Origin of the sequence: Glaciecola sp. 2405UD65-10, from assembly GCF_048820975.1 — a bacterium.
Taxonomy (GTDB): Bacteria; Pseudomonadota; Gammaproteobacteria; order Enterobacterales; family Alteromonadaceae; genus Glaciecola.
On the sequence record NZ_JBMEUF010000001.1, the window covers coordinates 1,526,363 to 1,550,125 of the forward strand.

Below are 23,763 nucleotides of genomic sequence, written 5' to 3' on the forward strand. Positions count from 1 at the left end.
TAAGGAATGCTAAATATGAAAGTTTCACTCACCAGCATGAAAAAAACGGTCTTAGCTTTGGCTACCGCTTCTATTTTGGTGTCTTGTGCTACGTCACCAACGGGCCGTTCACAGTTAATCATTTTTCCAGATTCACAGTTAAATGAAATGGGCGAGCAAGCCTTCACCAGCATGAAAAGCGATATAAAAATATCGAACCAACGTGTTGAAAATGCATTGGTTCAATGTATTGCTAATGAATTGCTCGAATTTGTGCCTAGTTCAGTATTTGACGGCGAATGGGAAGTGGTGGTGTTTGATGATGCCCAAGTAAACGCTTTTGCATTGCCAGGCGGTAAAATTGGTGTTTATACAGGCTTGTTGGGCGTTGCCGTTAATCAACATCAAGTAGCCGCGGTGGTGGGTCACGAAATTGGCCACGTAATAGCGCGCCACGGTAATGAGCGTATGTCGCAAAGTGCTGCAGCGAGTTTTACTCAGCAAGGCATTGCCGCTATTTTGCAGTCAAATGAAGTGGCGCAAACACCGCTTATTATGCAAGGTTTAGGCTTAGCGACACAATTAGGTACGCTGTCATATAGCCGTGATCATGAAACCGAGGCGGATATTATAGGGCTTGATTTAATGGCTCGTGCTGGTTTTCAACCACAAGAATCAGTTGAGCTATGGAAGAACATGGCTGCGAACAGTAGTGGAGAAAAGCCGCCTGAATTTTTATCTACTCACCCTGCTGAAAGCACTCGCATTAAGAATTTAAGCGCCAACATGCCAGCAGCTACAAAACTGTATAACAACGCAGCCAATAAAGCTGATTGTAGTTAAACTTACTTTTACGCCTTGTTAAGGTGATTACATCTACGTAAACGCATAAATTGAAGACAAAAAAAACCCTTGCTTAGCAAGGGTTTTTTGTTACATCAAAGATAAAAGCTTAGTCTTTGCTTTCTGATTCGTCTTTGTGTACATGTACATCCATTTGCGGATATGGAATAGAAATTCCTTCAGCATCAAAACGTAATTTAACCGCTTCAGTGAAATCAAATTTCAAGCCCCAGAAGTCACCCGCTGCCGCCCAAGGACGAACAATGAAGTTAACGCTGCTATCACCTAGCTCAGATACTGCAACTTGTGGTGCTGGCTCAGCTAGAACGCGAGGGTCAGCTTTAATCATTTCTTCTAGAACAGCTTTAGCTTTCTTAAGATCATCATCGTAACCAATACCAAATACCATATCTACACGGCGAGTATCTTTAGCACTGAAGTTAGTGATGTTGCCACCATAAATAGCACCGTTTGGAACAATGATTTCTTTGTTATCAGGAGTAGTCATAAGAGTAGTAAAAATACCTACGCTGTTTACTGTACCCATAGCGCCGCCAGCTTCAATGAAGTTGCCTGCTTTGAAAGGACGGAATACTAGTAACATTACGCCTGCAGCAAAGTTTGATAATGAACCTTGTAATGACAAGCCAATCGCTAAACCTGCAGCTGCTAAGATAGCCGCTAGTGAGGTAGTATCAACGCCTAGTTGGTCTAATGCAGCAATAATAACGAACAACATTAAGATAGCTCTTACAATTGACTTCAAAAAATCAATTAGCATGTCGTCGTATTTAGATTTAGCCATTAATTTGCCGAAAACATTAACTAAAATGCTTACAACAATTTTACCAACTACATAAATAACAAGTGCCATCGCAATGTTAATTGCAAATGGGATAATAAATTCATCTAAATACCTAGATGCATCTTCAGCAGTTAAATCGAACATGGTGTAATTCCTTTATTTTTTATTGTGTTTCTAATGAGTGTTGCTTTAAAAGCGGGTATAAAATACCAACAAGTAGCAAAAAAACAACAAAAATCTTTGTAAAAGTGTCACTAATTTGCAACACTATGAAGATACAGTATAAAAAAAATCACAAACTCAATCATGCTTTAGTCTTGATTGTTCGAAAAATCAGCAAGTTGGGGAGGAAACCGTACCATGAACGTAGATTTGTTGCTTATGCTCGGTTCATTGCTTTTATTAGCTATCTCGGGTTTATTAGTATTCTGCTTTACCGAAGCAAAGGGAAAAAACACACCCCATGCTCGTAGAGAACGCACAGTAAATATGCGAGAAAACCTAGATAAGCCAGTTAACAAGCAGATATCGATGGGAAAAGAACTCATTTAAATGAGTTTGTATTAAATATAATTTAAAAAAAGGCGAGCATTACATAATGCTCGCCTTTTTTATTTTTCTAACTTGTTATGCCTACTTATTATAAATGCATTGCAATATAAAGCGAAAATACTAAACTCCCAAACTATCATTGCTAATTACAGCATTTCGTATTTCCCGTCAGTAACGAGTCTTTAATGAGAATACCGCGCTTTTACATCAACGATAATTTAATTATTGATAACACCATTAATTTACCTGCAGAGCTAGCGCATTATATGGCCAATGTTCTACGCTTAAAACCAGGCGCACCTATTATACTGTTTAATGGCAATGGCAGTGATTACCCTAGTGAAATTGCCGATATTACAAAGCGCAAAGCCAGCGTTTTAGTTAATTCACAAATTAGTATTTCCCTTGAGTCAAAACTTCATCTGCATTTAGGCCAAGGTGTGTCTAAAGGGGATCGCATGGATTTTGCCTTGCAAAAGGCTGTAGAATTAGGCGTGACTGAAATCACGCCTATACTCACTGAAAACTGTAATGTGAAACTTGACGAACAGCGTTGGCAGAAAAAGCACCTTGCATGGCAAAAGCTAATCATAGGTGCATGTGAACAAAGCCAACGAAATGTTGTGCCTACCTTACATGAGCCGGTGACTATGCAGCAATGGATAGGCCAAAGCAGCGAATTAGACAAGGTAATACTTGCCCCGGGCGCTAAAACTTATTTGTCGGGCTTAAATAAGCCGCAGAAAGGTTTTCGTATAGTAATTGGGCCTGAAGGTGGTTTGAGCGAACAAGAGGTTTATACTGCTCAGCAAGTGGGTTATACGCCAGTGAATATTGGTAGTCGAATTTTACGCACAGAAACCGCAGCTATAGCAAGCTTGTCGATACTGCAATCTTTGCACGGTGATTTATAAACACACTCGGTCTTGGTTTATGTGAATTAGACCATACTTATTGAGTCATACTACACGGATATATCAAAGCATAATGACAATTAAACTCGGCATAGTAATGGACCCAATTGAGTCTATTAACATAAAAAAAGACACCAGCTTCGCTATGATGCTTGAAGCACAAAAACGTGGTTACGAAATTTATTATATGCAGGTGAATGACTTGTATATTGACAATGGAGAGCCGCGAGCAAGCGTAAAACAGATATCGCTTAAAGAAGACCCAGCCACGTTTTTCAAGGTAAATAAAGAGCTAGATATAAACTTAGGTGAGTTGTCGGTTCTACTTATGCGTAAAGATCCACCTGTAGATAGCCAATTTATATATGCCACTCACATATTTTCATTAGCGCAAGCTCAGGGCACTTTAGTGGTGAATAATCCGCAAGCCCTGCGTGACTTCAATGAAAAGCTGTTTACCTCATGGTATGCCAACTACATTCCACCCACCATGGTAACGGCAAAGAAAGCGCAGATTAAAGCTTTTCATAAACAACACAAAGATATTATTGTTAAGCCATTAGATGGTATGGGCGGCACCAGTATTTTTCGCGTAAAAGAAGATGCCGTAAATTTAGGCGTAATTAGTGAAATAATTACGGCAAACGAAACCGAACACGCAATGGTACAAGCATACATGCCTGAAATTAAGCTAGGTGATAAACGCATATTGCTAGTAGATGGTGAAGTTATTCCTTATTGCCTAGCTCGTTTACCTACTGGCACTGAAACCAGAGGCAACTTAGCCGCTGGCGGACGCGGTGAGCCACAGGAAGTTAACGAAGCTGATATGCAAGTAGCACAAGCCATTGCCAAAGATATGTCTGAAAAAGGTATTTTGTTTGTGGGCCTTGATATGATTGGTAATAAAGTTACCGAAATTAATATTACCAGCCCAACATGTGTGCGTGAAATTGAAGCCGCATATCCTATCAATATATGCGCTCGACTATTTGATGCCATTGAAAAACGCTTATAATGAGTTAATAAAAACGTGCCAATAAAAGAACCGAATATTACCCTTGTAGATAGCCTTCAAAATCACTTTTTGATTGCTATGCCCAGCTTAACCGATAAATACTTTAACCGCTCGGTTACTTATATTCTTGAGCATGGCGAGCAAGGTGCAATGGGCATTGTGATTAATCAGCCCTCTAACATGACGTTTCGCGAACTACTAGGCCAAGTCGATGAAAAAGCCCCGGTAAGTGATAGCATAAGTGAAAAAATTATTTTATGCGGCGGCCCTGTTCAAGCTGATCGAGGATTTGTCATTCATGAGTCCAGCGGTGCGTGGAATTCGTCAACTCGTATCACTGAAGATATTATGGTCACTACTTCTAAAGATATATTGTTAGCTATTGGCAAAGAGGATGGCCCTCAAAATAATATACTCACCTTAGGGTATGCTGGGTGGGAAGCGGGTCAATTAGAGCAAGAAATACAGGAAAACAGTTGGCTAACAATTCCTGCGTCAAAAGATATTCTGTTTGATACGCCCATTCACAAGCGCTGGGAAACGGCCGTAAATAAGTTAGGCATAGATATTTGGCAGTTAACGCAACAAGCTGGGAGCGCTTAATGAGCACTCAATGTTGCCTTGCCTTTGATTTTGGTATGAAAAGCATTGGCGTTGCTGTAGGGCAATCGCTTACGGGAACGGCCTCACCCTTAGCGGCTCTTAAAGCACGTGACGGCATTCCTGATTGGGACATATTGGCTGAGCTTATTCAGCAGTGGGGTCCTAACGAGTTACTGGTTGGTTTACCTTTAAATATGGACGGCAGCGAACAAGATATAACCAACAATGTGAAGCGGTTTGCCAATCGCTTACAACACAAATACAAACTTAAGGTACACCTTCACGATGAACGACTATCTACCGTGGATGCTAAAGAAAGGTTGTTTGCTTTAGGCGGGTATAAAAAGTTAACAAAAGATAAAGTAGACAGCGTTAGCGCCTGTTTAATTTATGAATCATGGATTTTAAACGGCAATTAATAGGGCTGTATTAATTTGCATGCTGGCATTGCCAACAAATTTTAAACTGCCCTTCATTACTTTCACCACATTGGTCACAGCGCCAATCTGCTTTAGGTTCGGCAAGTTCTCTTTCTAATTCATCTACAATGGATTGTGCTTGGGGTAAGTTGCCCGCATCAATTAACCACACTTCGGGTAGCGCTTCATGGGGTGGAATTTCACCCGCCGCACCTTGAATGAATTCATTCTTAACAAAGCTGGGTATATTTGCCTCATCTAAGAGCGCTTTTACTTGGCGTAATTTAACTTGATTATAGTCGCTGTAAAACTTCATCATAATGGTACCTTTTTATCTTTCGACAAGCATGTTGGTGTTGGTTTTATACACTAATGCTAGAAACTTAGCTCACTTGCCTATTGTTTATGCTGGTTGCTACAGCATCCTACTCACTTAAATCGTTTTTTACGTTTACCTTGATTAATTTTGTTCGCTTTAACTAATTGGCAAGCAAAATTAGTATTAGTTCATTAAATAAATACAACAACGTAATATTAGTTAAAAGGAAAAACATGATGGGTAAAATAATTCAAAAAGCAGCTAACTGGGTAGTAGTAAAACAGGCGAGTGAAACCAAAATATGTAATTTTACTAACAACTATTATGGTGACCAACAATGTTATGTGGTTAAAACCCACGCTAGCAAAAAGGCGCTGAGCGCGCCTTCATATAGATAGATACCTAAATTAGGGTCGCTTAAGCAAATAGCAAGCGACCTAGCTTGACTTGGCTTATTAGTCCATGTCTATTGAGACTTTTGCCAATGATCCCAAAGGGCTACCTGTATCTTTTGAATCTAGCTTTATCATTAAGCGCAAGTCATTGGGTGAATCAGCATGGTGTAAAGCTTGCTCTTGGTCAATTAAGCCACGTTTAAACAAATCATACAAAGCCATGTCAAAGGTTTGCATCCCTTGCTCTTTTCCTTTCATCATGGCTTCTTTTAATTCACCAATTTCATTTCGCTGAATGAGGTCTTTAATAAACGACGAATTTAGCAAAATTTCAATGGCGGCAACCCTTCCCTTACCGTCAATAGTAGGGACAAGTTGCTGCGCTACAATAGCGCGAATGTTTTGGCTTAAATCAAATCGAAGTTTTGAATGTAACTCTTTGGGCGCTAAATGCATTATTCGCTCAATGGCTTGGTTTGCGTTATTTGCATGCAGTGTAGCTACACATAAATGCCCTGTATCAGCAAACGACATTGCATATTCCATGGTTTCCATAGAGCGAATTTCACCTATTAAAATAACGTCGGGCGCTTGTCGTAAAGAGCTTTTTAAGGCGTCATCAAAAGTATGGGTGTCAATACCCACCTCACGCTGGGTTACTACACAATTTTTATGTTCGTGAACAAATTCAATAGGATCCTCTATGGTTAAAATATGCCCATGAGAATGCTGATTTCTATGCCCTATTAGCGCTGCCAGTGAGGTTGACTTACCTGTGCCAGTTCCGCCTACAAAAAGCACTAAGCCTTTTTTGGCCATAATAATGTCTTTGAGTACTTCGGGTAAACCAAGATCATCTGCTTTAGGGATCTCGGTTACAATGCGTCGTATCACCATACCCGCTTGGTCGCGCTGCCAAAATGCGCTACAACGAAAGCGTCCAATATTATCGCGAGCAATAGCGAAGTTACATTCTTTGTCTTCGGCAAATGCACTTTGCTGCTTTTCACTCATAGCTTGATGCACTAAATTAAGCGAATCACTTTCACTTAAGGCAATACTGGTCAAAGGCTCTAGCTTACCGTTAATTTTTGCACTAACGGGCATGCCTACCGTAATGAATAAATCTGAGGCTGAATGTGCCACCATATCAGCTAGGCATTGATCAAGTGTCATCATATTAGGTTCTCTTTTTTAATTATGGTAGCAAGCTGCATATTTGGCACCTTAAAACCCTGGCGTAGCAGGCTTATCAATAGAATGCTCATTTGCTTCTTGCTGAGTAATTAAGTTTTGTGCCACCAACTTTTGCAAACACTGATCCATAGTTTGCATACCATGGCGTTGCCCAGTTTGAATTACTGAGTACATTTGCGGAACTTTATCTTCTCTAATAAGGTTTCTAATAGCAGGAATACCAATCATAATTTCATGCGCAGCTATTCTTCCACCGCCTACTTTTTTAAGTAGCGTTTGCGATATAACAGCGCGCAAAGATTCTGACAACATAGAACGTACCATTGATTTCTCTTCAGCCGGGAAAACATCAATGATTCTATCAATTGTTTTAGGGGCTGAATTTGTATGTAGGGTGCCAAATACCAAATGCCCTGTTTCCGCTGCTGAAATAGCTAATCGTATGGTCTCTAAATCACGCAATTCCCCTACGAGTATTACGTCAGGGTCTTCACGTAAGGCCGAGCGCAATGCTGCGCTAAAACTATGGGTATCTCTATGCACTTCCCGTTGGTTCAATACCGACAATTTATTGTGATGCACAAATTCTATTGGGTCTTCAATTGTTAGTATGTGTTCACGCTTATGTGCATTTATATGATCAACCATTGCCGCCAAGGTTGTGGATTTACCCGAGCCCGTTGCCCCAGTTACCAGAACGATACCCGTGGGTTGATCTATAATTTGTTTAAAAATATCAGGCGCGCCTAGTTGGTCTAAACTGAGTATGTTGCTAGGTATGGTACGAAGCACCGCGGCTGCACCGCGGTTTTGATTAAATGCATTTACCCTGAAGCGCGATAAGCCATCAATTTCAAAAGAAAAATCCACTTCTAAATTTTCTTCGTATTCTTTACGCTGCTTGTCATTCATAATATCGTAAATAAGCGCATTTACCGCTTTATGTTCAAGCTCTGGAACATTCAAGCGGCGCATTTCGCCATCAACTCGTATAATGGGAGGCAAGCCAGCACTTAAGTGTAAATCTGACGCTTTATTTTGCACACTAAAGGCTAATAATTCGTTAATATCCAATATGATATCTCCAACTCAATTTAATTGTGGACTTTATGGCAACAAACAACAGTAATATTGCTTCTAAACTACAGGCGGTTAATAACAACATTAGCGCCTCTGCTGCGGCCTATAATCGCGATGTAAACAGTATTCAATTGCTGGCAGTAAGTAAAACCAAACCCGTATCTGATATCGTAACTGCGTATGAAGCACAACACCGTCATTTTGGTGAAAATTATGTGCAAGAAGCGGTTGATAAAATTCAGCAACTGAAAGATTTATCGCAACTGTGTTGGCACTTTATCGGCCCCTTGCAATCAAACAAAAGTAAATTTATTGCTGAATATTTTGATTGGATGCATTCCTTAGACCGATTAAAAATTGCTAAACGTTTAAACGAGCAGCGAAGCATTCATCAAAAACCGCTGCAAGTATGCGTTCAAGTCAATATAGACGATGAAAACAGCAAAGCCGGAATTGCCCCAAGTGAAGTACTTGCGTTTGTTGAGCAATTGCAATCTCTTGAAAAAATTCAATGTAGAGGCTTAATGACCATACCTAAAGCAGGCGTAAGCGCTACTGAACGCGAGGCTAGCTTTGCTCAAATGCAGCAATTATTTACACAATGCCAAGAAAAATTCCCCAATTTTGATACCCTATCCATGGGAATGAGCGATGATATGGACTTAGCTATAAAATATGGTGCTACAATAGTACGAATAGGAACCGGTATTTTTGGTTCTCGAAATTAAATGAGCAAAACTAAACTGCCAGTCACAAAACAGGAGATGGTTTGAACAACACATTAAAAATTAGTTTTATTGGTGCGGGTAATATGAGTAAGGCCATTATAGGAGGCCTAGTTGAAAAAGGATTTAAGCCTGAGAATATTATGGCGAGTAATCCAAGCAACCCTAAATTAATAGCGCTAAATGAAAAATTTGGTATTCAAACCACCAATGACAACCAAGCTGCAATTAATTTTGCCGACGTTGTTATGCTATCGGTTAAGCCTCAGTTGATGGAAGACGTTTGTGCTAATTTTACAAATGATAAATCTAGCCGATTATTCGTTTCTATTGCCGCGGGTTTAACCATTGAAAGACTAAGTGACTTTCTGCCCAAAGATGCAAAAATTATTCGCGTAATGCCCAATACGCCTTCGGCTATTGGAATGGGAATGTCAGGTATATTTGCACCCAGCACAATTAACGAAGAAGAAACCAATAGCGTTGCCGACATTATGCAAAGTGTAGGTGAAACACTTATTGTGGCTAAAGAAGATGACATCAACACTGTAATTGCTGCGGCAGGCTCAAGTCCGGCATATTTTTTCTTGATTGGCGAAGCGATGCAAACAGCCGCAGAAAATATGGGCTTGAATGCCAACGACGCACGCAAGCTAGTGGTGCAAGCAATGTTAGGCAGTGCATACCTTATGCAAAAAGAGCAAGGTCTTGAATTATCAGAGCTTCGTGCCCAAGTTACATCTAAAGGCGGCACCACAGCAAAAGCAGTTGAAAGCTTACAAGACGCCGATATACACAGTGTGTTTGCGAATGCTATGCAAGCAGCGGTAGCCAGAGCCAAAGAAATGTCGAAACAGTTTTAAACGGAATCCAAAAATATGAATGCCACAGTTTTTTTAGTAAGTACTTTATTTAATCTCTATTTAATGGTGATTATTTTACGTTTATGGCTACAACTGGCACGAGCTGATTTTTACAATCCGTTTAGCCAATTTGTGGTGAAAGCCACTCAGCCTGTGGTGGGGCCATTACGCCGCATTATTCCTTCTATTGGTAGGCTTGACACCGCAACCCTGGTTTTTGCAATATTGGTGGTAACCCTCAAATTTGTGGTGTTAACGGCTTTATTCGGCAATGGGAATTTCAATATTGTTGCCATACTTATTACCGCCTTAGCGTCGCTGGTATCTGAAATAGTTAATTTGGTGTTTTGGATTCTAATTTTGCGAGCGATCCTTAGCTGGGTAAGCCAAGGGAATAACCCTATTGAGTTGGTAATGTATCAGTTAACCGAACCGTTTTTAGCCCCAATAAGAAAAATACTACCTCCTATGGGTGGTTTAGACTTGTCAGTGCTAGTTGCCATTATAGCTTTACAGTTTATTCGTTTGCTAATTGGTGATGTATTTGGTCCGCTGGCTTAGGTCGGCGGTATACATAATACAACTCTTCATTTACGAACTTTCAATACGGTAAAAAATATGCAGTTATCTAAAAAACGTACTTTCGCATCATGGCTGTGCCTTAGCATCTTTTGTTTAAGCTTTGCCTTGCCTAGCCAAGCTGAAATAAAGAAGACGCTGGGAAGCTGGGAGGTGCATTATATTGCGTTTACGTCTACCTTTTTAACGCCGGAAATAGCTAGGGCGAACAAGATTCTTCGTAGCAAGAAAAACGCATTGGTAAATATATCGGTACTAGATAGGCGAAGCAAAGAAGCTCAAGCAGTTGAAATGACAGGCACTGCGCGAAATTTGCTGGGCACACTAAAACCACTAACATTTAAAGAAGTCGTTGAAGGTGATGCTATTTATTATTTAGCCTCAGTCCCCTTTAGCCATAAAGAAGTACTGCGCTTTGATATCAACATAAAGCAAGGTTCCACTACACAAAATTTGAAATTTCAGCAAACCATGTACGTAGACGAATAAACGTTTATTTAAAATTGCTTAAGCATGTGTGGCTTGTAGTCATTAGCATCAAGCTCAACTAAATATTTAGCAGCTAAACTGTCTAGTTCAGCTTGTGCCAATGCTAGTTCATCCATAATAATGGTGTTGTCATCTAGCTGCCAAAGTAAGCGAGAACCTGCATAGCTATAATGCAGTATAATTAAGGCATCTACATTTCCCTCTTGTGCAGCAGCCTTAATTTTACTTAGCTTCCTATTAATTTTATTCAGCGATTGTTTAAGCTCCCACACATATACCACCTCAGTCATATAATCATGCCTGCGATACTTATTAAGTAGCGTAGTTATAACAAAACCCGTAATAATAACGCCGGTAAGATTCCAGTGAAAATGACTGCCCGATTCAGACGGAAACAAAGCTATAAGCCCTTGTGCAATTCCTAAACTGCCAATAACGAAGGCAGCAATACACGCCACAATTAGCCTATTTAGATGTTTTCGATAACGCAGTTTATTTACTTGAATAAGTTTCATGAAGCTCCTTGTTTCATACTACATAAACTACTTAGTTTCGTTACGCTTAAACACTAAATCACTTGCGTTTGATTCTTCTGCAGAGAAATAATAGCCATCTACATCAAAGGCTTTAAGCTCATCAATAGTGCTCACTTGTTGTTCAATAATATAACGAGCCATTAAGCCTCGGGCTTTTTTAGCAAAGAAACTGATAATTTTGAATTTACCGTTTTTTTGGTCTTTAAAGTGTGGAGTAATAATATCGGCTTCAAGCAAGGCAGGTTTTACGGCCGAAAAATACTCTTTAGAAGCTAAATTAACAAGCAATTTATCACCTTGTTGCGCAAGTGCCTTGTTAAGTTCTTCAGTAATTGTATTTCCCCAATATTTGTAAAGAGTATCGTTGTTTCCAAACTTCAACTTGGTTCCCATTTCTAGGCGGTATGGCTGCATTAGGTCAAGCGGCTTTAACACGCCATATAATCCTGACAATATGCACAAATGTGTTTGAGCGTAATTTACGTCTTTGTCAGATAGTGTTTTAGCATCAAGCCCTGTGTATACGTCACCATTAAATGCGTACATTGCAGGGCGAGCGTTATCTTTTGTAAATGGAAACTCAAAACTTGAAAATCGTTCGGCGTTTAAAATGGCGAGTTTATCGCTTATTTTCATTAAAGAACTTAAATCTGCGGGGCTCAACTTTTTGCATACTTCAACTAGCTCTTTCACTTCACTTAATAAGGCTGGTTGGTTCGTTGCACTTGCTGCAACAGCTGGCAAGCTAGATGCAAAATCAAGATTTTTAGCGGGAGAAACAACAACTAGCATAAGGCATCCTTTAGATAAAATTAAACATTAGAATAAGCAATGTGCAGCTTATACATATTATAAATGAGTATAGCAAAATACTTAATCGGGTCACAGCAATGCGGCATTAAAATGAAATATCTTAGATATCGAATAAATAAGGGAAAATCACTAGGCAAGCCGCCTTAGAACTTGCTATGCTAATAAAATACAAGTCTTATTTAGCGCTGGCGTATTTACATCAAAATATCGCGTCTATTCAGTGCCTAAAATTATAATCCACAGAAAGGTTGAGTTATATCCATGTCGAATCAATTAGAATCTTTACGCGCCATTACTACGGTTGTTGCTGACACCGGTGATATTGAAGCTATTAAAAAATATACACCTGTAGATGCTACAACAAATCCGTCGCTATTGTTAAAAGCCGCATCTTTGCCGCAGTATTCTAGCCTTATTGATGCATCAGTTAACTATGCCAAAGAGCAAAGTAGTGAGCTAAGCGAACAACTTTTAGCCGCGGGTGACAAACTATCGGTGCTAATAGGCCAAGAAATATTAACCGTTATCCCCGGGCGAATTTCAACAGAAGTTGATGCGCGTTTGTCTTTTGACACTGATGCCACCATTGCCAAAGCTAAACAGCTTATTGCAATGTATGCTGAAGCGGGTATTGATAAAAGCCGCATACTGATAAAAATAGCCTCTACTTGGGAAGGCATTAAAGCGGCTGAAAGCCTTGAAAAAGATGGTATTAACTGCAACCTAACTTTGTTGTTTAGTTTTGCTCAAGCTAGAGCGTGCGCAGAAGCCGGTGTATTCCTAATATCGCCGTTCGTTGGCCGTATTTTAGATTGGTATAAAGCTAAGTCGCCACAGGAAGACTTTACCGGTGACAAAGATCCCGGCGTTATTTCAGTATCAAGTATTTATAACTATTATAAAGAGCACGGTTACACCACAGTAGTAATGGGTGCAAGCTTTAGAAATACCGGTGAAATCATGGCCTTAGCGGGCTGCGATCGCCTAACTATTAGCCCACAATTACTAGATGAACTTGCCAATACTGAGGGTGAGTTAGCTCAGAAGCTTGTGGATAACGGAGCAACTTCAGCTAAGGTTACCCCACTTGATGAACAAGCATTTAGATGGGATATGAACCAAGATGCTATGGCAACCGAAAAACTAAGCGAAGGTATTCGTAACTTCGCTGCCGATCAAGTAAAACTAGAAAGCCTACTTGCTAAAAAATTATCATAACCACGAGGCCAATTGTAAATATGGATAAGTTAAAGCAATCTCCCGCTTGGATTAACCTAGAACATCATGCTCAGCTTGTAAAACGCTATCACATGCGAGATATGTTTAATGCGGACCCAAATCGAGCAGAAAAATACTCGTTTAGCGCTGCTGGAATTTTCTTAGATTATTCTAAAAACCTTGTAACCCAAGAAGTACTTGATAACTTATTTGATTTGGCCGAGCAACGTGGCGTGAAAGCTAAAATGGAAGCAATGTTCAGTGGTGAAAAAATTAACACCACCGAAGACCGAGCAGTGCTGCACACTGCGCTTCGTAATTTCTCTGGTAAGCCCGTTATGTTTGAAGGTAAAGATGTAATGCCTGACGTAATGGATACGCTTAAGAAAATAAAAATGTTTACCGAGTCTATTCATAATAAAACGCACACAGGATATACCGGCAAGCCAATTGATAAAGTGGTTGCGATTGGTATTGGCGGTTCATTTTTAGGGCCTAAAATTGTAACCGAAGCGCTTAAACCATATAAACATAAATCACTGGATGTGGTATTTGTAGCTAACGTAGATGGCTGCCACATTGCTGATGTACTAGCTGACTGCGACGCACAAAGCACTTTGTTTGTTATGTCGTCTAAATCTTTTGGTACACAAGAAACCTTGCAAAATACCTTAACGGCTAAAGATTGGTTTTTGAAACAAGGCACTAGCCAAAAAGATATAGCAAAACACTTTGTAGCCGTTTCATCTAATGTAAAAGCTGCCGTTGACTTCGGCATGGATGAAAACAATGTATTTCCTATGGGTGACTGGGTAGGTGGACGTTATTCATTATGGTCAGCCATTGGATTGCCCATTAGCTTAGCCTTAGGTTACGAGAATTTTGAAGCCATTTTAAAAGGTGCGTTTGAAATGGATACGCATTTCCAAGAAGCGCCTTTAGAACAGAACATGCCAGTGATTTTAGCAATGCTTGGCGTGTGGTACAGAAATTTTGTGGGTGCGCAATCACATGCATTGCTCCCTTACTGCCATTACTTGCGCGGGTTCCCGGCTTATGTGCAGCAACTTGATATGGAAAGTAACGGTAAATCGACTACCTTAGATGGGCGAACGGTTGATTACGGTACTGGGCCTATTATTTGGGGTAGCGAAGGTAGCAACGGCCAGCATTCGTTTTACCAGCTTATTCACCAGAGTAACGTGCCCGTTCCTGCTGATTTCATGTTCCCATTAAACACACCTCATCATGAAGGTGAACTGCAAAACTTGCACCATCAAATGCTAGCGTCGAACTGTTTTGGACAAACTCAAGCACTAATGCAGGGCAAAACGTTTAAAGAGTGTTTAGATGACCTTAGCGAAAGCTCGTTAAGCCAAGAGGAAAAAGAGCGCTTAGCTGCCCACAAAACCATGCCTGGCAACAATCCGAGCAATACCTTAATATTTGATCAAGTTGACCCAAGTACACTTGGTGCACTTATTGCTATGTATGAGCATAAAGTGTTGGTCCAAGGCTGTATTTGGGATTTGAACTCGTTTGATCAGTGGGGTGTTGAATTAGGGAAAGTGTTAGGTAACCAGGTTCTTGATATGATTCAAGGAGAATTACCTTTAGACAACGCAGATTCGTCTACACAGGCTCTTATTAAACGCTTTACTCAATCTTAGTAACGAAAACGCTGTCTTGCTCAAACATTTAGCAAGGCAGCAACTCCCCCCAAATGCTTCTTTTGCACTACTCTTGTCATATTATTGTAAAAATAGTTTAACAAAAATTTAACTTAATTGTTTTAATTCTAGCGTTGCTATGGTACAAAATAAAGGTGACCCTTAATATTACCAAGCGTCTTTAGTATGTTTTGTTAACCCGTTTCGATGTAGCTTAAAGGAGCAAGTTCATGGAATCAGTTGATCTTCTGGATACTGTTGAGAGTGAAAGCCGCGGTGTAAAAACCAAAAGTAAAAAAAGAAAATGGCGTGAAATTGAAGCTATTAAAGAAAAATATCGCTTAAAACAAGAGCTATGCGATATGGATCTTGGCTTAGAGCTTGAACTTGAAATGGCTCGTTAAGCTAGCTTTAGATTTACAGTGACCACGTAATTGGTGTTTGATTAGCCGAAACAAGCAGTTTGTTGGTTTCGCTAAAGTGTTTACACCCTAAAAAACCTCTGTACGCTGATAAAGGCGATGGATGGCTTGACTCTAAAACATGGTGTTTAGAGGTATCTATTAAACTCGCTTTTTGTTGCGATGGTTTGCCCCATAACAAAAATACAACGCCTTGTTGCGTGTCGCTTATGTGCTTAATGCTAGCATCAGTGAAGGTTTCCCAGCCCAAGCTTTTGTGCGAGTTAGCTAAGCCCTCTTCCACTGTTAATACAGTGTTGAGTAAAAATACCCCCTGCTTAGCCCATGCGGTCAAATCACCATTGGCCGGCTCAGTAAAGCCTTCAATATCTTGCGCCAATTCTTTAAAAATATTACGCAATGAAGGCGGTATTTTTTGACCTTGTTGAACAGAGAAACACAAGCCATGAGCTTGATTTGCTCCGTGGTATGGGTCTTGCCCTAATATTACAACCTTTACATTCTGCAAAGGACACAAACTAAACGCAGTTAATACATCTTCTGCAAGTGGAAACACCTTAGTTTCACCGCGTCTTTTTTCAATGTGCTCATTTAAGGTGAGAAAGTAAGGCTTACTCATTTCAGCGTCTAAAAACGTTTGCCAACTTGGCTCGCTCTCACAAACGGGGGAAGCTTGCTTACCGCTTTTCACACCTATTTCTCACCTTTCATTATTCTAATGTCGCCTTACTTAAGAATAGAAAACATATGCGCTTTTAATGCTTCATAACTGTTTTCTAATTCTGACTCAAGGCCTTCTTTAGATGATACATCCACTAACGCTTGTGGCAAACGAATAGGTTGGCCTAGCACATTTTCAACGGTTTCTCTAAACTTAGCCGGATGCGCTGTGCCTAAGAAAATCCCCACTTCATCTTCTTCTAATTGCTTACTTAAGCATCGGTACGCTATAGCAGCATGGGGTTCCGATACATAACCTAAGCTGGCTAATTTGCGCATTGCTCCTTGGGTGTATTCTTCGTCAACTGCCTCACCTACTAGCAAGTCAGCATCAAACAAGCCTTTATCAACCATCGCTTGAATACGCGGCCAGTTATTGGGTTGGCTTACATCCATTGCATTTGAAATAGTAGCTACCGTTTCATTTGGCTCCCATTTACCGGTTTGCAAGAAGCGCGGTACAGTATCATTGCTGTTTGTTGCGGCAATGAATCGTTTAATGGGTAAGCCTAAAAGCTTGGCAATAATGCCGGCAGTTAAGTTTCCGAAGTTTCCACTTGGAACCGAAAATACTACTTTGTCTTGTTGCTCTTTAGGGACTTGTGAAACCGCTTCAAAATAATAGCAAACTTGTGCCAGCAAACGGCTAATATTAATAGAGTTAGCTGAGTTTAAATGCAAGCCTTCGCGCACATCTTCATCATCAAAAGCTGTTTTTACAAGTTGCTGGCAAGCATCAAAATCAGCGTCAATAGCAACCGTATGAATGTTGTCACCCAATGTTGTAAATAACTTCTCTTGCAAAGGGCTAATTTTCCCCTTAGGAAACAATATAACTACCTTGATGTTGTCTATGCCATGAAACGCATGCGCAACCGCTGCACCAGTATCACCTGAGGTAGCGGTTAAAATAGTCACCGGCTTACCTTTGCTAATATGCTTTAAGCATTGCGCCATAAAGCGCCCACCAAAATCTTTAAATGCTAAGGTAGGGCCATGAAACAATTCTAAGCTATGGATATTTTCACTTACATGGGCAAGAGGCGCTTCAAATGTGAAGGCATTATTCACAAATTCACTAATTGTGCTAGTGGGCAGTTCATCGCCAATAAGGTGTTTGAGTATATGAATACTGCGCTCAGCCAAAGGCATGCTCAGTAGCTCATCAATGTTATGTAAAGGAGCTACGCTTTCAGGAAAATATAAGCCCTGATTTTTACCTAAACCCTTCGCTACCGCTTGGCAAAAGCTCGCGGTATCACTACTATCTTTTAAATTTACTAATTCCACAGTGTTTACTTTCCTTATTGATCTGCGTTGAGCAATCGTGTGCCTGCAGTATCAATTTTACAAACGTGACTAAAACCATCTTGGTTCTGAATATAATGTTGTTTAAGCCAAGCTTCAATAGCTTGAGCACTCTCTAAAGTTCTGGTAGCCGCAAAAACAGTTGGGCCAGAGCCTGATATACCAAAACTCAAAGCGCCTTGGCTTTCGCTAAATGCACGCGCGTTGTCAAATTCAGGTAACAATACTTTGCGGTGCTTTTCAGCAATCACATCTTGCATCATTTTGGCCGCCAAGCTTTCATCTTTAGCATAAAGGCTGTTTACAAACACAGCCAACTGCCTACCAAAAGTAAGGGTATCGGCTAAGCTGTATTCCTTAGGTAACAATGCGCGAGCTTTGGCAGTTGAAACTGACAAGCCAGAATAACACGCCACCCAATACCAATTATCGAAGGTAGGTAGGTTTACGGCAATAGGCGAAGTTTCTCCAGTCATTAAGGTCAAACCGCCTAAGTAACTAGGAGCAACGTTATCATAATGAATACTTCCACTAATTTGCCCTTCTAACTCCCCCATCATGGCTAACAATTGGTCTTTCCCAAATGGCGCATGGCCATCGCGTTTCGCTGCATGTTCATTAAGTGCATAAAAAGCAGCAACAATTGAACTGGCGCTAGATCCAAGCCCGCTTCCTATTGGAAGATTCTTATGAAGATGCATACTCACCGACAATTGCGTTTTATTCGCATCTAGCAAAGCCGCTTGAAAAAACTCATAACTACGGGTAACAATATTTTCATCCACACTAGGCGGAAGTTTATGCGCAAATTGGCCATCTTGAGTCAAACTAAATGCATCAGCATCTTTTACTTCAACCCAATCACCCAGTAAGCTGTTATCAATGGGGGCTAGTGCCGCACCTAATACGTCAAACCCTAAACTTACATTACCTATAGAGGCTGGAGCGAAAGCACGTGTATTGGTCATATTTCTGATTCTCGCGCCTGTTTAGTTAAATTCTAATTGTATTGGCATGGTGCGCAATACATCGGCAAATACACCTGCAGCCGTTACGGTTGCACCGGCACCATATCCTCTTATTACAAACGGAATAGGTTGATAATAGCGGCTGTGAATAGCCAAGGCATTTTCGCCGTCTTTTACCGCCGCTAAAGGATGGCTTTGTGCCACAGCCTGAATACTAACCTTACACTTTCCATCAGCAATTGAGCCTACGTAACGCAGAACTTTATCTTCAGCTTTAGCCTTCGATGCTAATTCAGAAATATGCTCATCAAGCTTAGGTAAATTACTCATGAAAACATCTACATCGCCAGAGGCATCAAACCACTGTGGTAATACTGACTCTATTTCTATATCACCTAATTCAAGGCTTAAGCCCGATTCACGCGCCATTATAAGTAATTTACGCGCCACATCCATGCCGCTTAAGTCATCACGAGGGTCTGGCTCAGTGAAGCCGTTATCTTTGGCCGTTGCGGTAGCCTGAGAAATACTCATGCCATCATCAAGCTTGCCAAACACATAAGATAAAGAGCCCGACAAAATCCCTTCAAAGCGTTCTAGTTCATCACCGGCAATAACCAGTTTTTGAAGGTTATCAATTACCGGTAAACCAGCACCTACGGTTGTCTCATATAAATATTGGCGGTTAAATTTAAGCGATGTTTTCTTCAAACTTAGGTAGTCAGCATAAGAGCTTGTATTGGCTTTTTTGTTTGGTGTAACCACATGAAAACCCGCTTGCATCATATGCACATATAAATTAGCAATGCTCGCGTTACTGGTACAGTCAATAATTACAGGATTAGTAAGGCTGTTAGTACTGGCAAAATCAGCTACCTTCTCAACGCTGAATGCATCTTTAGCGCTATCTAATGCGTGAGTTAAATCGCCGTGCAAATCTATCCCTAAAGGCTCTAAAGCACAGCGCTTAGAATTTGCGATACCATAAACAGTCAGCTTAATATTTCGTGCTAATAAAGCTTCTTGCTGCTTGCCTATTTGCTGAAGCAACTCCTTTCCAACTAAACCCACGCCAATTAAGAATGCATCAATATTGCGCATTTCGGTAAAGAAGTTTTGATGAATAATCTTAACCGCTTTTTTCGCTTTGCTGTTCTCAATAACCGTTGAAATAGAACGCTCAGATGAGCCCTGTGCAATGGCTACGTTATTTACTCTGGCTTGCGCTAGTGCTTTGAAGAATTTCGCTGCCAAGCCTTTAGAATGACGCATGCCGTCACCTACTAAGGTCACAATGGCTAAATCTTCGCGCACTTCAATGGGCTCAAGAAAATGATTTGCTAACTCTAAAGCAAAATTCTCTTCTAGTAATTCACGTGCTTTGTCTGTGTCTTTTTGCGCAATACAAAAGCTAATACTATATTCAGATGAGCTTTGCGTAATTAAACTTATGGATATGTTACCTTTTGAAATTACGTCAAATATACGGCTAGCCATGCCTACCATCCCTTTCATTCCGGGGCCTGATAAGTTAAACATAGAAATATTTTCTAACTGCGAAATACCTTTAACGCTGGTCCATTTTTCGCTAGCTTCGTGGCTAATTAAGGTACCGGGGGCTGCAGGGTTTAAAGTGTTGCGAATCAAACAAGGAATGCCAAATTGGGCAATTGGACCAATTGTTTTGGGATGAAGCACTTTGGCACCAAAATAAGATAACTCCATGGCTTCTTGATAAGTCAGTTTATCTAATAAAACTGCCCCTTCAACTTGGTTTGGATCCGCGTTATATACGCCATCAACGTCGGTCCAAATTTCACAGCAACTCGCATTTATACAAGCGGCTAAAATAGCCGCCGAGTAATCAGAGCCATTACGACCTAGTGTGACTTTTTCGCCTTGTTCATTTACGGCAACAAAACCTGGCATAACCAACAGCTTACTGCCGTCTGTAGGTATTTCAGAAAAACGCGCTCGGCTTTGTGATAATAAAGCTAGGCTATCTAAGTAATCACCTTCTGCAACTACATATTCAACTGGGTCTACAATAAGGTTGTCTATGCCCTTCGCGCTTAAAATAGCACTGAAAATTTTAACTGAAACGTACTCACCCATACTTAAAATAGTTGCGGTAACTTGGTCAGGGCAGCTTTTTAATAAGCTAATACCTTTAAGCTGCTGTTCAAGCAAATCCAAGCGTTCACTAATAAATGCATCTACATCCGCAAAATCAAAGCCACTAAGTGTTTCATTTAGTTCTGTGGAAATACCGTGTAATGTCATCGTTAATTTAGCAAACAGTTCACCGTAATCATTTCCTTGCTCGGCTTGTTCGCAGAGTAAAGACAAAGCATTGGTTACCCCTTTGGGCGCTGACAATACCACCGCGGCGCCTTTTGTATCAGCACTTTGGTGGGTATTGGCACTAATTTCAAACACCCTTAAATATCGAGTAGCATCAGCTAACGACGAACCACCAAACTTTAACACCTTCATTGACCACTCCTGCCCGTATTCTTTATTCAAATCAATCCACTACAGCTACAAAAAAGCCCGCTTAATCTGCGGGCTTTCGTTAACTAAAAAATGGCACAAGCTAACGACCGCCCTCGTAAAAGGTGGTTATAATCATCATAATAATGTTCATATTGATGTGATTAGTCATGTCGTTAGTTTCTTTTTCTTTTTGTATTTACTTTATGTGATTCAATTTGCCGTATAGACGTCTAAAAGTCAACTGTAAAATAAGATTAATACAATGTTTTTCCTATTACATGAAGTCTTAGAACATCGTAGCTAGCTTATTAAAGCACTCGCATAGGTAATTGCTTTTCAAAGCAATTTGTATATTTTTGTTAAATATTTGTTAAACTTTAGTTGTAGGCGTATAATCCTCTTTAGTCTTTAGACCTAAGCTTTTCAAACAGCTTATGAGATTAAGGTGATTTATGCGTAATGTTAATGTTAGTTCTTATATACTCCTTTTCTTTTCAGCCTTGTGCCTAAGTGCATGCCAAAGCACCAATGTAAGCACTAGGCCAACGCCAAGCTTGCTTGATGCAAACTTCCCTGAATACTCAAGTTACAAAATAGAAAGCAGTGAAGAAATATTTGCGCTAGATGACGCAATGAAATCTTTTATCAACACAAATACAGCTGAACAAAGCGGTGATAAAGCCAAACTTACCCATTTAATAAAAGCTATTTTTGGCCAAGCACAGTTATCGTTATCATATCAGGCAGGGGCTAATTCAACGGCTATTGAGACCTTTCATCAAGGCGCTGCCAATTGTTTATCGCTCACCATTATGATGTACGCCATGAGCGAACACCTCAATATGCGTTCACAATTTCAAAATATCGACATCCCTGAATATTGGACCCGCCGCATGGGGCAAACCATGATCAATCATCATATCAATCTAAAAGTATATCCCCGCGAAAGCAAAAATAAAGCATTGCTAGTTGATTTCGACCCGCAAGAAAATATAGAGAAGCTTGACGCTACCCTTATAAGTAAAGCAAACACGGTTTCTTTATTTTATTCCAATAAAGCCAGTGACTACATGTTAAAAAATGATGCAAACAAAGCCTATGCTTATTTAAGAGCCGCCATTAAGAAAGACCCAACGAACACAAGCGCATGGCTAAATTTAGGGGTGTTATCAAGCCAAAACAAATTGTATCAGCAAGCGGATTCATATTATCGAATGGCACTTAATTTAAAGCCCGGGTTTAGTTCGGCCTATGAAAACTTAGCCTTACTATACGAGCGCCAAGGCAAGGCTCAAAAGGCTAAGCAAATTTTAAAGCAACTCCACAAAAAGCGTTTAGCTAACCCCTATTATCACATGATAAACGGTGACCTAGCCATGGAAAACGACGCATATAGCAAGGCTATTCAACACTATAAATCAGCTATTTCACTGAATAATTTATCTCATGAATTTCACTTTAAGCTAGCCAAGGCATATTTTGAAAATGGTGATATTAACCGTAGTCAACGTTACTTAGAAAAAGCCATGATGCGCACTAAAGATAAGCGCTTAAGCGAACGCTATGCCAGTAAACTCTCAGATATGTTTACTGCCAGTTAAAGCGAGGCGTCAAAATATATATTGCAAGGCTATTCATTTATTGTTTCAATCAGGCGCTCAAATTTTCCCTGCAAGCTAGGGTATACAATCAAGCCAAGATCAATAAAGAGAGTATTCATGCCATTATCTATTTATCGAAAGAAACCCATTATGTTCCTTAGCGCACTTTCCTTAACGGCCGCGTTAAGTGCTTGTGTACCAACTATGCCTGAAAATAGTGAGCCAAACGTAGCGCTTGTTCATCCTAGCGACGTAATTGACCTTAGCTACTGGAACATTACCTTACCGACTGACGTGAACAAAGACGGTAAGCCTGATATGGTGACAACCAAAGATATTCAATCGTACACCCATCCAAATTTCTTTTACGTAAATGCACAAAATGAAGTGGTGTTTACTAGCCCCAATGTAGCGGTAACAACTGCAAATTCAAAAAATGCCCGCAGTGAACTTCGCCATATGTCACGTGGTGCCAACACAAAAATCCCAACGAAAGCCCCACAAAACAACTTTGCCTTAGCCTCGCATGAAAATGCGAATGAATTTGCCGCTATAGGCGGAAAAATGGAAGCAACACTGCATGTTGATCACGTGGCCGTAAGCAGTCAATTCCCTAATAAGCCACCTAGTTATTCAGTGGTTATTGGGCAAATTCACGCGGGTAGCTCTCCTGATAAATCACAAGGCTTTGGTTACGGTAATGAACCATTAAAGATTTATTATAAAAAATTTCCTGGCCATAAAACGGGCTCTGTATTTTGGACCTATGAGCGTAACTTACCAAAAGCAGATCCAAAGCGTACCGACATAGCATACCCAGTATGGGGAAACACGTGGGAAAACACACAGAACCCTGGTAGCAAAGGCATTGCCTTAGGCCAAGAGTTTAGCTACACCGTAAATGTTGAAAACGACATTATGGAGCTCACATTCAGCGCTGAAAACCGAGAAACCGTTCACTACACAATAAATTTAGCCAATAATGTAGACGCTTATGGCAACGTAGACGAACAAGATTTCGAAAACGGTTATGCTGGCGACTACCATTATTTTAAAGCGGGCGCTTACAACCAATGTAACGGCGGCACAGCGCATCCATTTTGGGGTACAGGTTGTAGCGGCTCAGGCAAGTGGGAAACTGATTTTGCCAACGGTGACTATACGCAAGTGGTATTTTCTAAATTAACATTGAGCAAAAGTTCACCTATTACTCAATAATGATTTTGCAAGT

The 23,763-nt window shown here is 40.4% G+C and carries 26 protein-coding genes; 16 read left to right on the top strand and 10 right to left on the bottom strand.

The window, feature by feature from the left end; translation table 11 throughout:
• Nucleotides 1–15: 15 nt before the first annotated feature.
• On the top strand, nt 16–822 hold the full coding sequence (locus ACOI22_RS06940; RefSeq protein ID WP_420671286.1) for a M48 family metallopeptidase: 807 nt from the start codon (nt 16–18) through the stop codon (nt 820–822).
• Between the two features lie 109 nt (nt 823–931).
• Here ACOI22_RS06940 and ACOI22_RS06945 read toward each other — a convergent pair whose 3' ends face one another.
• Complete coding sequence (locus ACOI22_RS06945; RefSeq protein WP_420671287.1) at nt 932–1,771, bottom strand: mechanosensitive ion channel family protein; 840 nt, start codon at nt 1,769–1,771, stop codon at nt 932–934.
• 216 nt (nt 1,772–1,987) lie between these two features.
• Between ACOI22_RS06945 and ACOI22_RS06950 the strand changes: the two genes are divergently transcribed.
• The 5 genes from ACOI22_RS06950 (at nt 1,988) to ruvX (ending at nt 5,133) form a co-directional block, all read left to right on the top strand.
• Nucleotides 1,988–2,179: a hypothetical protein gene (locus ACOI22_RS06950; RefSeq protein WP_420671288.1), complete on the top strand. Its 192-nt coding sequence runs from the start codon at nt 1,988–1,990 to the stop codon at nt 2,177–2,179.
• Between the two features lie 185 nt (nt 2,180–2,364).
• On the top strand, nt 2,365–3,093 hold the full coding sequence (locus tag ACOI22_RS06955; RefSeq protein WP_420671289.1) for a 16S rRNA (uracil(1498)-N(3))-methyltransferase: 729 nt from the start codon (nt 2,365–2,367) through the stop codon (nt 3,091–3,093).
• Nucleotides 3,094–3,166: 73 nt separating this feature from the next.
• The gene (gene gshB, locus ACOI22_RS06960) at nt 3,167–4,111 is read left to right on the top strand and encodes a glutathione synthase (RefSeq protein WP_420671290.1); all 945 of its coding nucleotides are present in this window, start codon (nt 3,167–3,169) and stop codon (nt 4,109–4,111) included.
• A gap of 21 nt (nt 4,112–4,132) precedes the next feature.
• Nucleotides 4,133–4,714 carry a YqgE/AlgH family protein gene (locus ACOI22_RS06965; RefSeq protein ID WP_420672333.1) on the top strand — a complete coding sequence of 194 codons (582 nt, stop codon included), beginning with the start codon at nt 4,133–4,135 and terminating at the stop codon, nt 4,712–4,714.
• Nucleotides 4,714–5,133: a Holliday junction resolvase RuvX gene (ruvX, locus tag ACOI22_RS06970; RefSeq protein WP_420671291.1), complete on the top strand. Its 420-nt coding sequence runs from the start codon at nt 4,714–4,716 to the stop codon at nt 5,131–5,133. The genes ACOI22_RS06965 and ruvX overlap by 1 nt, the downstream gene beginning before the upstream one ends.
• A 10-nt stretch (nt 5,134–5,143) precedes the next feature.
• On the opposite strand, the gene ACOI22_RS06975 is transcribed toward ruvX, so the two are convergent.
• Nucleotides 5,144–5,452 (bottom strand): DUF2007 domain-containing protein, encoded by a 309-nt coding sequence (locus ACOI22_RS06975; RefSeq protein WP_420671292.1) that lies wholly within the window; start codon nt 5,450–5,452, stop codon nt 5,144–5,146.
• Between the two features lie 233 nt (nt 5,453–5,685).
• On the opposite strand from ACOI22_RS06975, the gene ACOI22_RS06980 reads away from it, so the two are divergent.
• The gene (locus ACOI22_RS06980; protein WP_420671293.1) at nt 5,686–5,850 is read left to right on the top strand and encodes a hypothetical protein; all 165 of its coding nucleotides are present in this window, start codon (nt 5,686–5,688) and stop codon (nt 5,848–5,850) included.
• 57 nt (nt 5,851–5,907) lie between these two features.
• On the opposite strand, the gene ACOI22_RS06985 is transcribed toward ACOI22_RS06980, so the two are convergent.
• Entirely contained in the window at nt 5,908–7,026 is a 1,119-nt protein-coding gene (locus ACOI22_RS06985) for a PilT/PilU family type 4a pilus ATPase (protein ID WP_420671294.1), read from the bottom strand.
• 48 nt (nt 7,027–7,074) lie between these two features.
• Nucleotides 7,075–8,118: a type IV pilus twitching motility protein PilT gene (locus tag ACOI22_RS06990; protein ID WP_420671295.1), complete on the bottom strand. Its 1,044-nt coding sequence runs from the start codon at nt 8,116–8,118 to the stop codon at nt 7,075–7,077.
• Between the two features lie 35 nt (nt 8,119–8,153).
• Between ACOI22_RS06990 and ACOI22_RS06995 the strand changes: the two genes are divergently transcribed.
• From ACOI22_RS06995 to ACOI22_RS07010, 4 genes are read left to right on the top strand one after another with little or no spacing between them, the layout of a single operon-like run.
• Nucleotides 8,154–8,852 (top strand): YggS family pyridoxal phosphate-dependent enzyme, encoded by a 699-nt coding sequence (locus ACOI22_RS06995; RefSeq protein ID WP_420671296.1) that lies wholly within the window; start codon nt 8,154–8,156, stop codon nt 8,850–8,852.
• Between the two features lie 41 nt (nt 8,853–8,893).
• Nucleotides 8,894–9,712: a pyrroline-5-carboxylate reductase gene (gene proC, locus ACOI22_RS07000; RefSeq protein ID WP_420671297.1), complete on the top strand. Its 819-nt coding sequence runs from the start codon at nt 8,894–8,896 to the stop codon at nt 9,710–9,712.
• Between the two features lie 15 nt (nt 9,713–9,727).
• Entirely contained in the window at nt 9,728–10,273 is a 546-nt protein-coding gene (locus tag ACOI22_RS07005) for a YggT family protein (RefSeq protein WP_420671298.1), read from the top strand.
• A gap of 57 nt (nt 10,274–10,330) precedes the next feature.
• Nucleotides 10,331–10,780 carry a DUF4426 domain-containing protein gene (locus ACOI22_RS07010; protein WP_420671299.1) on the top strand — a complete coding sequence of 150 codons (450 nt, stop codon included), beginning with the start codon at nt 10,331–10,333 and terminating at the stop codon, nt 10,778–10,780.
• Between the two features lie 8 nt (nt 10,781–10,788).
• On the opposite strand, the gene ACOI22_RS07015 is transcribed toward ACOI22_RS07010, so the two are convergent.
• Nucleotides 10,789–11,295: a DUF3087 domain-containing protein gene (locus ACOI22_RS07015; protein WP_420671300.1), complete on the bottom strand. Its 507-nt coding sequence runs from the start codon at nt 11,293–11,295 to the stop codon at nt 10,789–10,791.
• Between the two features lie 27 nt (nt 11,296–11,322).
• Complete coding sequence (gene yaaA / locus ACOI22_RS07020) at nt 11,323–12,108, bottom strand: peroxide stress protein YaaA (protein WP_420671301.1); 786 nt, start codon at nt 12,106–12,108, stop codon at nt 11,323–11,325.
• Nucleotides 12,109–12,390: 282 nt separating this feature from the next.
• Between yaaA and tal the strand changes: the two genes are divergently transcribed.
• The 3 genes from tal to ACOI22_RS07035 all read left to right on the top strand — a co-directional run bounded on the left by tal (nt 12,391) and on the right by ACOI22_RS07035 (nt 15,421).
• A complete protein-coding gene (tal, locus tag ACOI22_RS07025) occupies nt 12,391–13,347 on the top strand; it encodes a transaldolase (RefSeq protein ID WP_420671302.1) in 957 nt (318 codons plus the stop codon).
• A 20-nt stretch (nt 13,348–13,367) separates the two neighbouring features.
• Complete coding sequence (pgi, locus tag ACOI22_RS07030; RefSeq protein ID WP_420671303.1) at nt 13,368–15,017, top strand: glucose-6-phosphate isomerase; 1,650 nt, start codon at nt 13,368–13,370, stop codon at nt 15,015–15,017.
• A 230-nt stretch (nt 15,018–15,247) separates the two neighbouring features.
• On the top strand, nt 15,248–15,421 hold the full coding sequence (locus ACOI22_RS07035; protein WP_420671304.1) for a DUF3545 family protein: 174 nt from the start codon (nt 15,248–15,250) through the stop codon (nt 15,419–15,421).
• A 13-nt stretch (nt 15,422–15,434) separates the two neighbouring features.
• On the opposite strand, the gene ung is transcribed toward ACOI22_RS07035, so the two are convergent.
• The 4 genes from ung to thrA are packed head-to-tail and all read right to left on the bottom strand — an operon-like array spanning nt 15,435 to nt 20,931.
• The gene (ung, locus tag ACOI22_RS07040; RefSeq protein ID WP_420671305.1) at nt 15,435–16,130 is read right to left on the bottom strand and encodes a uracil-DNA glycosylase; all 696 of its coding nucleotides are present in this window, start codon (nt 16,128–16,130) and stop codon (nt 15,435–15,437) included.
• A 35-nt stretch (nt 16,131–16,165) separates the two neighbouring features.
• On the bottom strand, nt 16,166–17,449 hold the full coding sequence (gene thrC, locus ACOI22_RS07045) for a threonine synthase (RefSeq protein WP_420671307.1): 1,284 nt from the start codon (nt 17,447–17,449) through the stop codon (nt 16,166–16,168).
• 14 nt (nt 17,450–17,463) lie between these two features.
• Nucleotides 17,464–18,435 (bottom strand): homoserine kinase, encoded by a 972-nt coding sequence (gene thrB / locus ACOI22_RS07050; RefSeq protein ID WP_420671308.1) that lies wholly within the window; start codon nt 18,433–18,435, stop codon nt 17,464–17,466.
• 21 nt (nt 18,436–18,456) lie between these two features.
• Entirely contained in the window at nt 18,457–20,931 is a 2,475-nt protein-coding gene (gene thrA / locus ACOI22_RS07055; RefSeq protein ID WP_420671309.1) for a bifunctional aspartate kinase/homoserine dehydrogenase I, read from the bottom strand.
• Between the two features lie 452 nt (nt 20,932–21,383).
• On the opposite strand from thrA, the gene ACOI22_RS07060 reads away from it, so the two are divergent.
• A complete protein-coding gene (locus tag ACOI22_RS07060) occupies nt 21,384–22,532 on the top strand; it encodes a tetratricopeptide repeat protein (protein ID WP_420671310.1) in 1,149 nt (382 codons plus the stop codon).
• A gap of 117 nt (nt 22,533–22,649) precedes the next feature.
• A complete protein-coding gene (locus ACOI22_RS07065; protein ID WP_420671311.1) occupies nt 22,650–23,750 on the top strand; it encodes a polysaccharide lyase family 7 protein in 1,101 nt (366 codons plus the stop codon).
• Nucleotides 23,751–23,763: the final 13 nt, after the last annotated feature.

Bases quoted from the DNA above. Each gene is read 5' to 3' on its own strand.
- ACOI22_RS06940 (WP_420671286.1), top strand. From the start codon at position 16: ATGAAAGTTTCACTCACCAGCATGAAAAAAACGGTCTTAGCTTTGGCT.
- ACOI22_RS06945 (WP_420671287.1), bottom strand. From the start codon at position 1,771: ATGTTCGATTTAACTGCTGAAGATGCATCTAGGTATTTAGATGAATTT.
- ACOI22_RS06950 (WP_420671288.1), top strand. From the start codon at position 1,988: ATGAACGTAGATTTGTTGCTTATGCTCGGTTCATTGCTTTTATTAGCT.
- ACOI22_RS06955 (WP_420671289.1), top strand. From the start codon at position 2,365: ATGAGAATACCGCGCTTTTACATCAACGATAATTTAATTATTGATAAC.
- gshB (WP_420671290.1), top strand. From the start codon at position 3,167: ATGACAATTAAACTCGGCATAGTAATGGACCCAATTGAGTCTATTAAC.
- ruvX (WP_420671291.1), top strand. From the start codon at position 4,714: ATGAGCACTCAATGTTGCCTTGCCTTTGATTTTGGTATGAAAAGCATT.
- ACOI22_RS06975 (WP_420671292.1), bottom strand. From the start codon at position 5,452: ATGATGAAGTTTTACAGCGACTATAATCAAGTTAAATTACGCCAAGTA.
- ACOI22_RS06980 (WP_420671293.1), top strand. From the start codon at position 5,686: ATGATGGGTAAAATAATTCAAAAAGCAGCTAACTGGGTAGTAGTAAAA.
- ACOI22_RS06985 (WP_420671294.1), bottom strand. From the start codon at position 7,026: ATGATGACACTTGATCAATGCCTAGCTGATATGGTGGCACATTCAGCC.
- ACOI22_RS06995 (WP_420671296.1), top strand. From the start codon at position 8,154: ATGGCAACAAACAACAGTAATATTGCTTCTAAACTACAGGCGGTTAAT.
- ACOI22_RS07005 (WP_420671298.1), top strand. From the start codon at position 9,728: ATGAATGCCACAGTTTTTTTAGTAAGTACTTTATTTAATCTCTATTTA.
- ACOI22_RS07010 (WP_420671299.1), top strand. From the start codon at position 10,331: ATGCAGTTATCTAAAAAACGTACTTTCGCATCATGGCTGTGCCTTAGC.
- ACOI22_RS07015 (WP_420671300.1), bottom strand. From the start codon at position 11,295: ATGAAACTTATTCAAGTAAATAAACTGCGTTATCGAAAACATCTAAAT.
- yaaA (WP_420671301.1), bottom strand. From the start codon at position 12,108: ATGCTAGTTGTTGTTTCTCCCGCTAAAAATCTTGATTTTGCATCTAGC.
- tal (WP_420671302.1), top strand. From the start codon at position 12,391: ATGTCGAATCAATTAGAATCTTTACGCGCCATTACTACGGTTGTTGCT.
- pgi (WP_420671303.1), top strand. From the start codon at position 13,368: ATGGATAAGTTAAAGCAATCTCCCGCTTGGATTAACCTAGAACATCAT.
- ACOI22_RS07035 (WP_420671304.1), top strand. From the start codon at position 15,248: ATGGAATCAGTTGATCTTCTGGATACTGTTGAGAGTGAAAGCCGCGGT.
- thrB (WP_420671308.1), bottom strand. From the start codon at position 18,435: ATGACCAATACACGTGCTTTCGCTCCAGCCTCTATAGGTAATGTAAGT.
- thrA (WP_420671309.1), bottom strand. From the start codon at position 20,931: ATGAAGGTGTTAAAGTTTGGTGGTTCGTCGTTAGCTGATGCTACTCGA.
- ACOI22_RS07060 (WP_420671310.1), top strand. From the start codon at position 21,384: ATGCGTAATGTTAATGTTAGTTCTTATATACTCCTTTTCTTTTCAGCC.
- ACOI22_RS07065 (WP_420671311.1), top strand. From the start codon at position 22,650: ATGCCATTATCTATTTATCGAAAGAAACCCATTATGTTCCTTAGCGCA.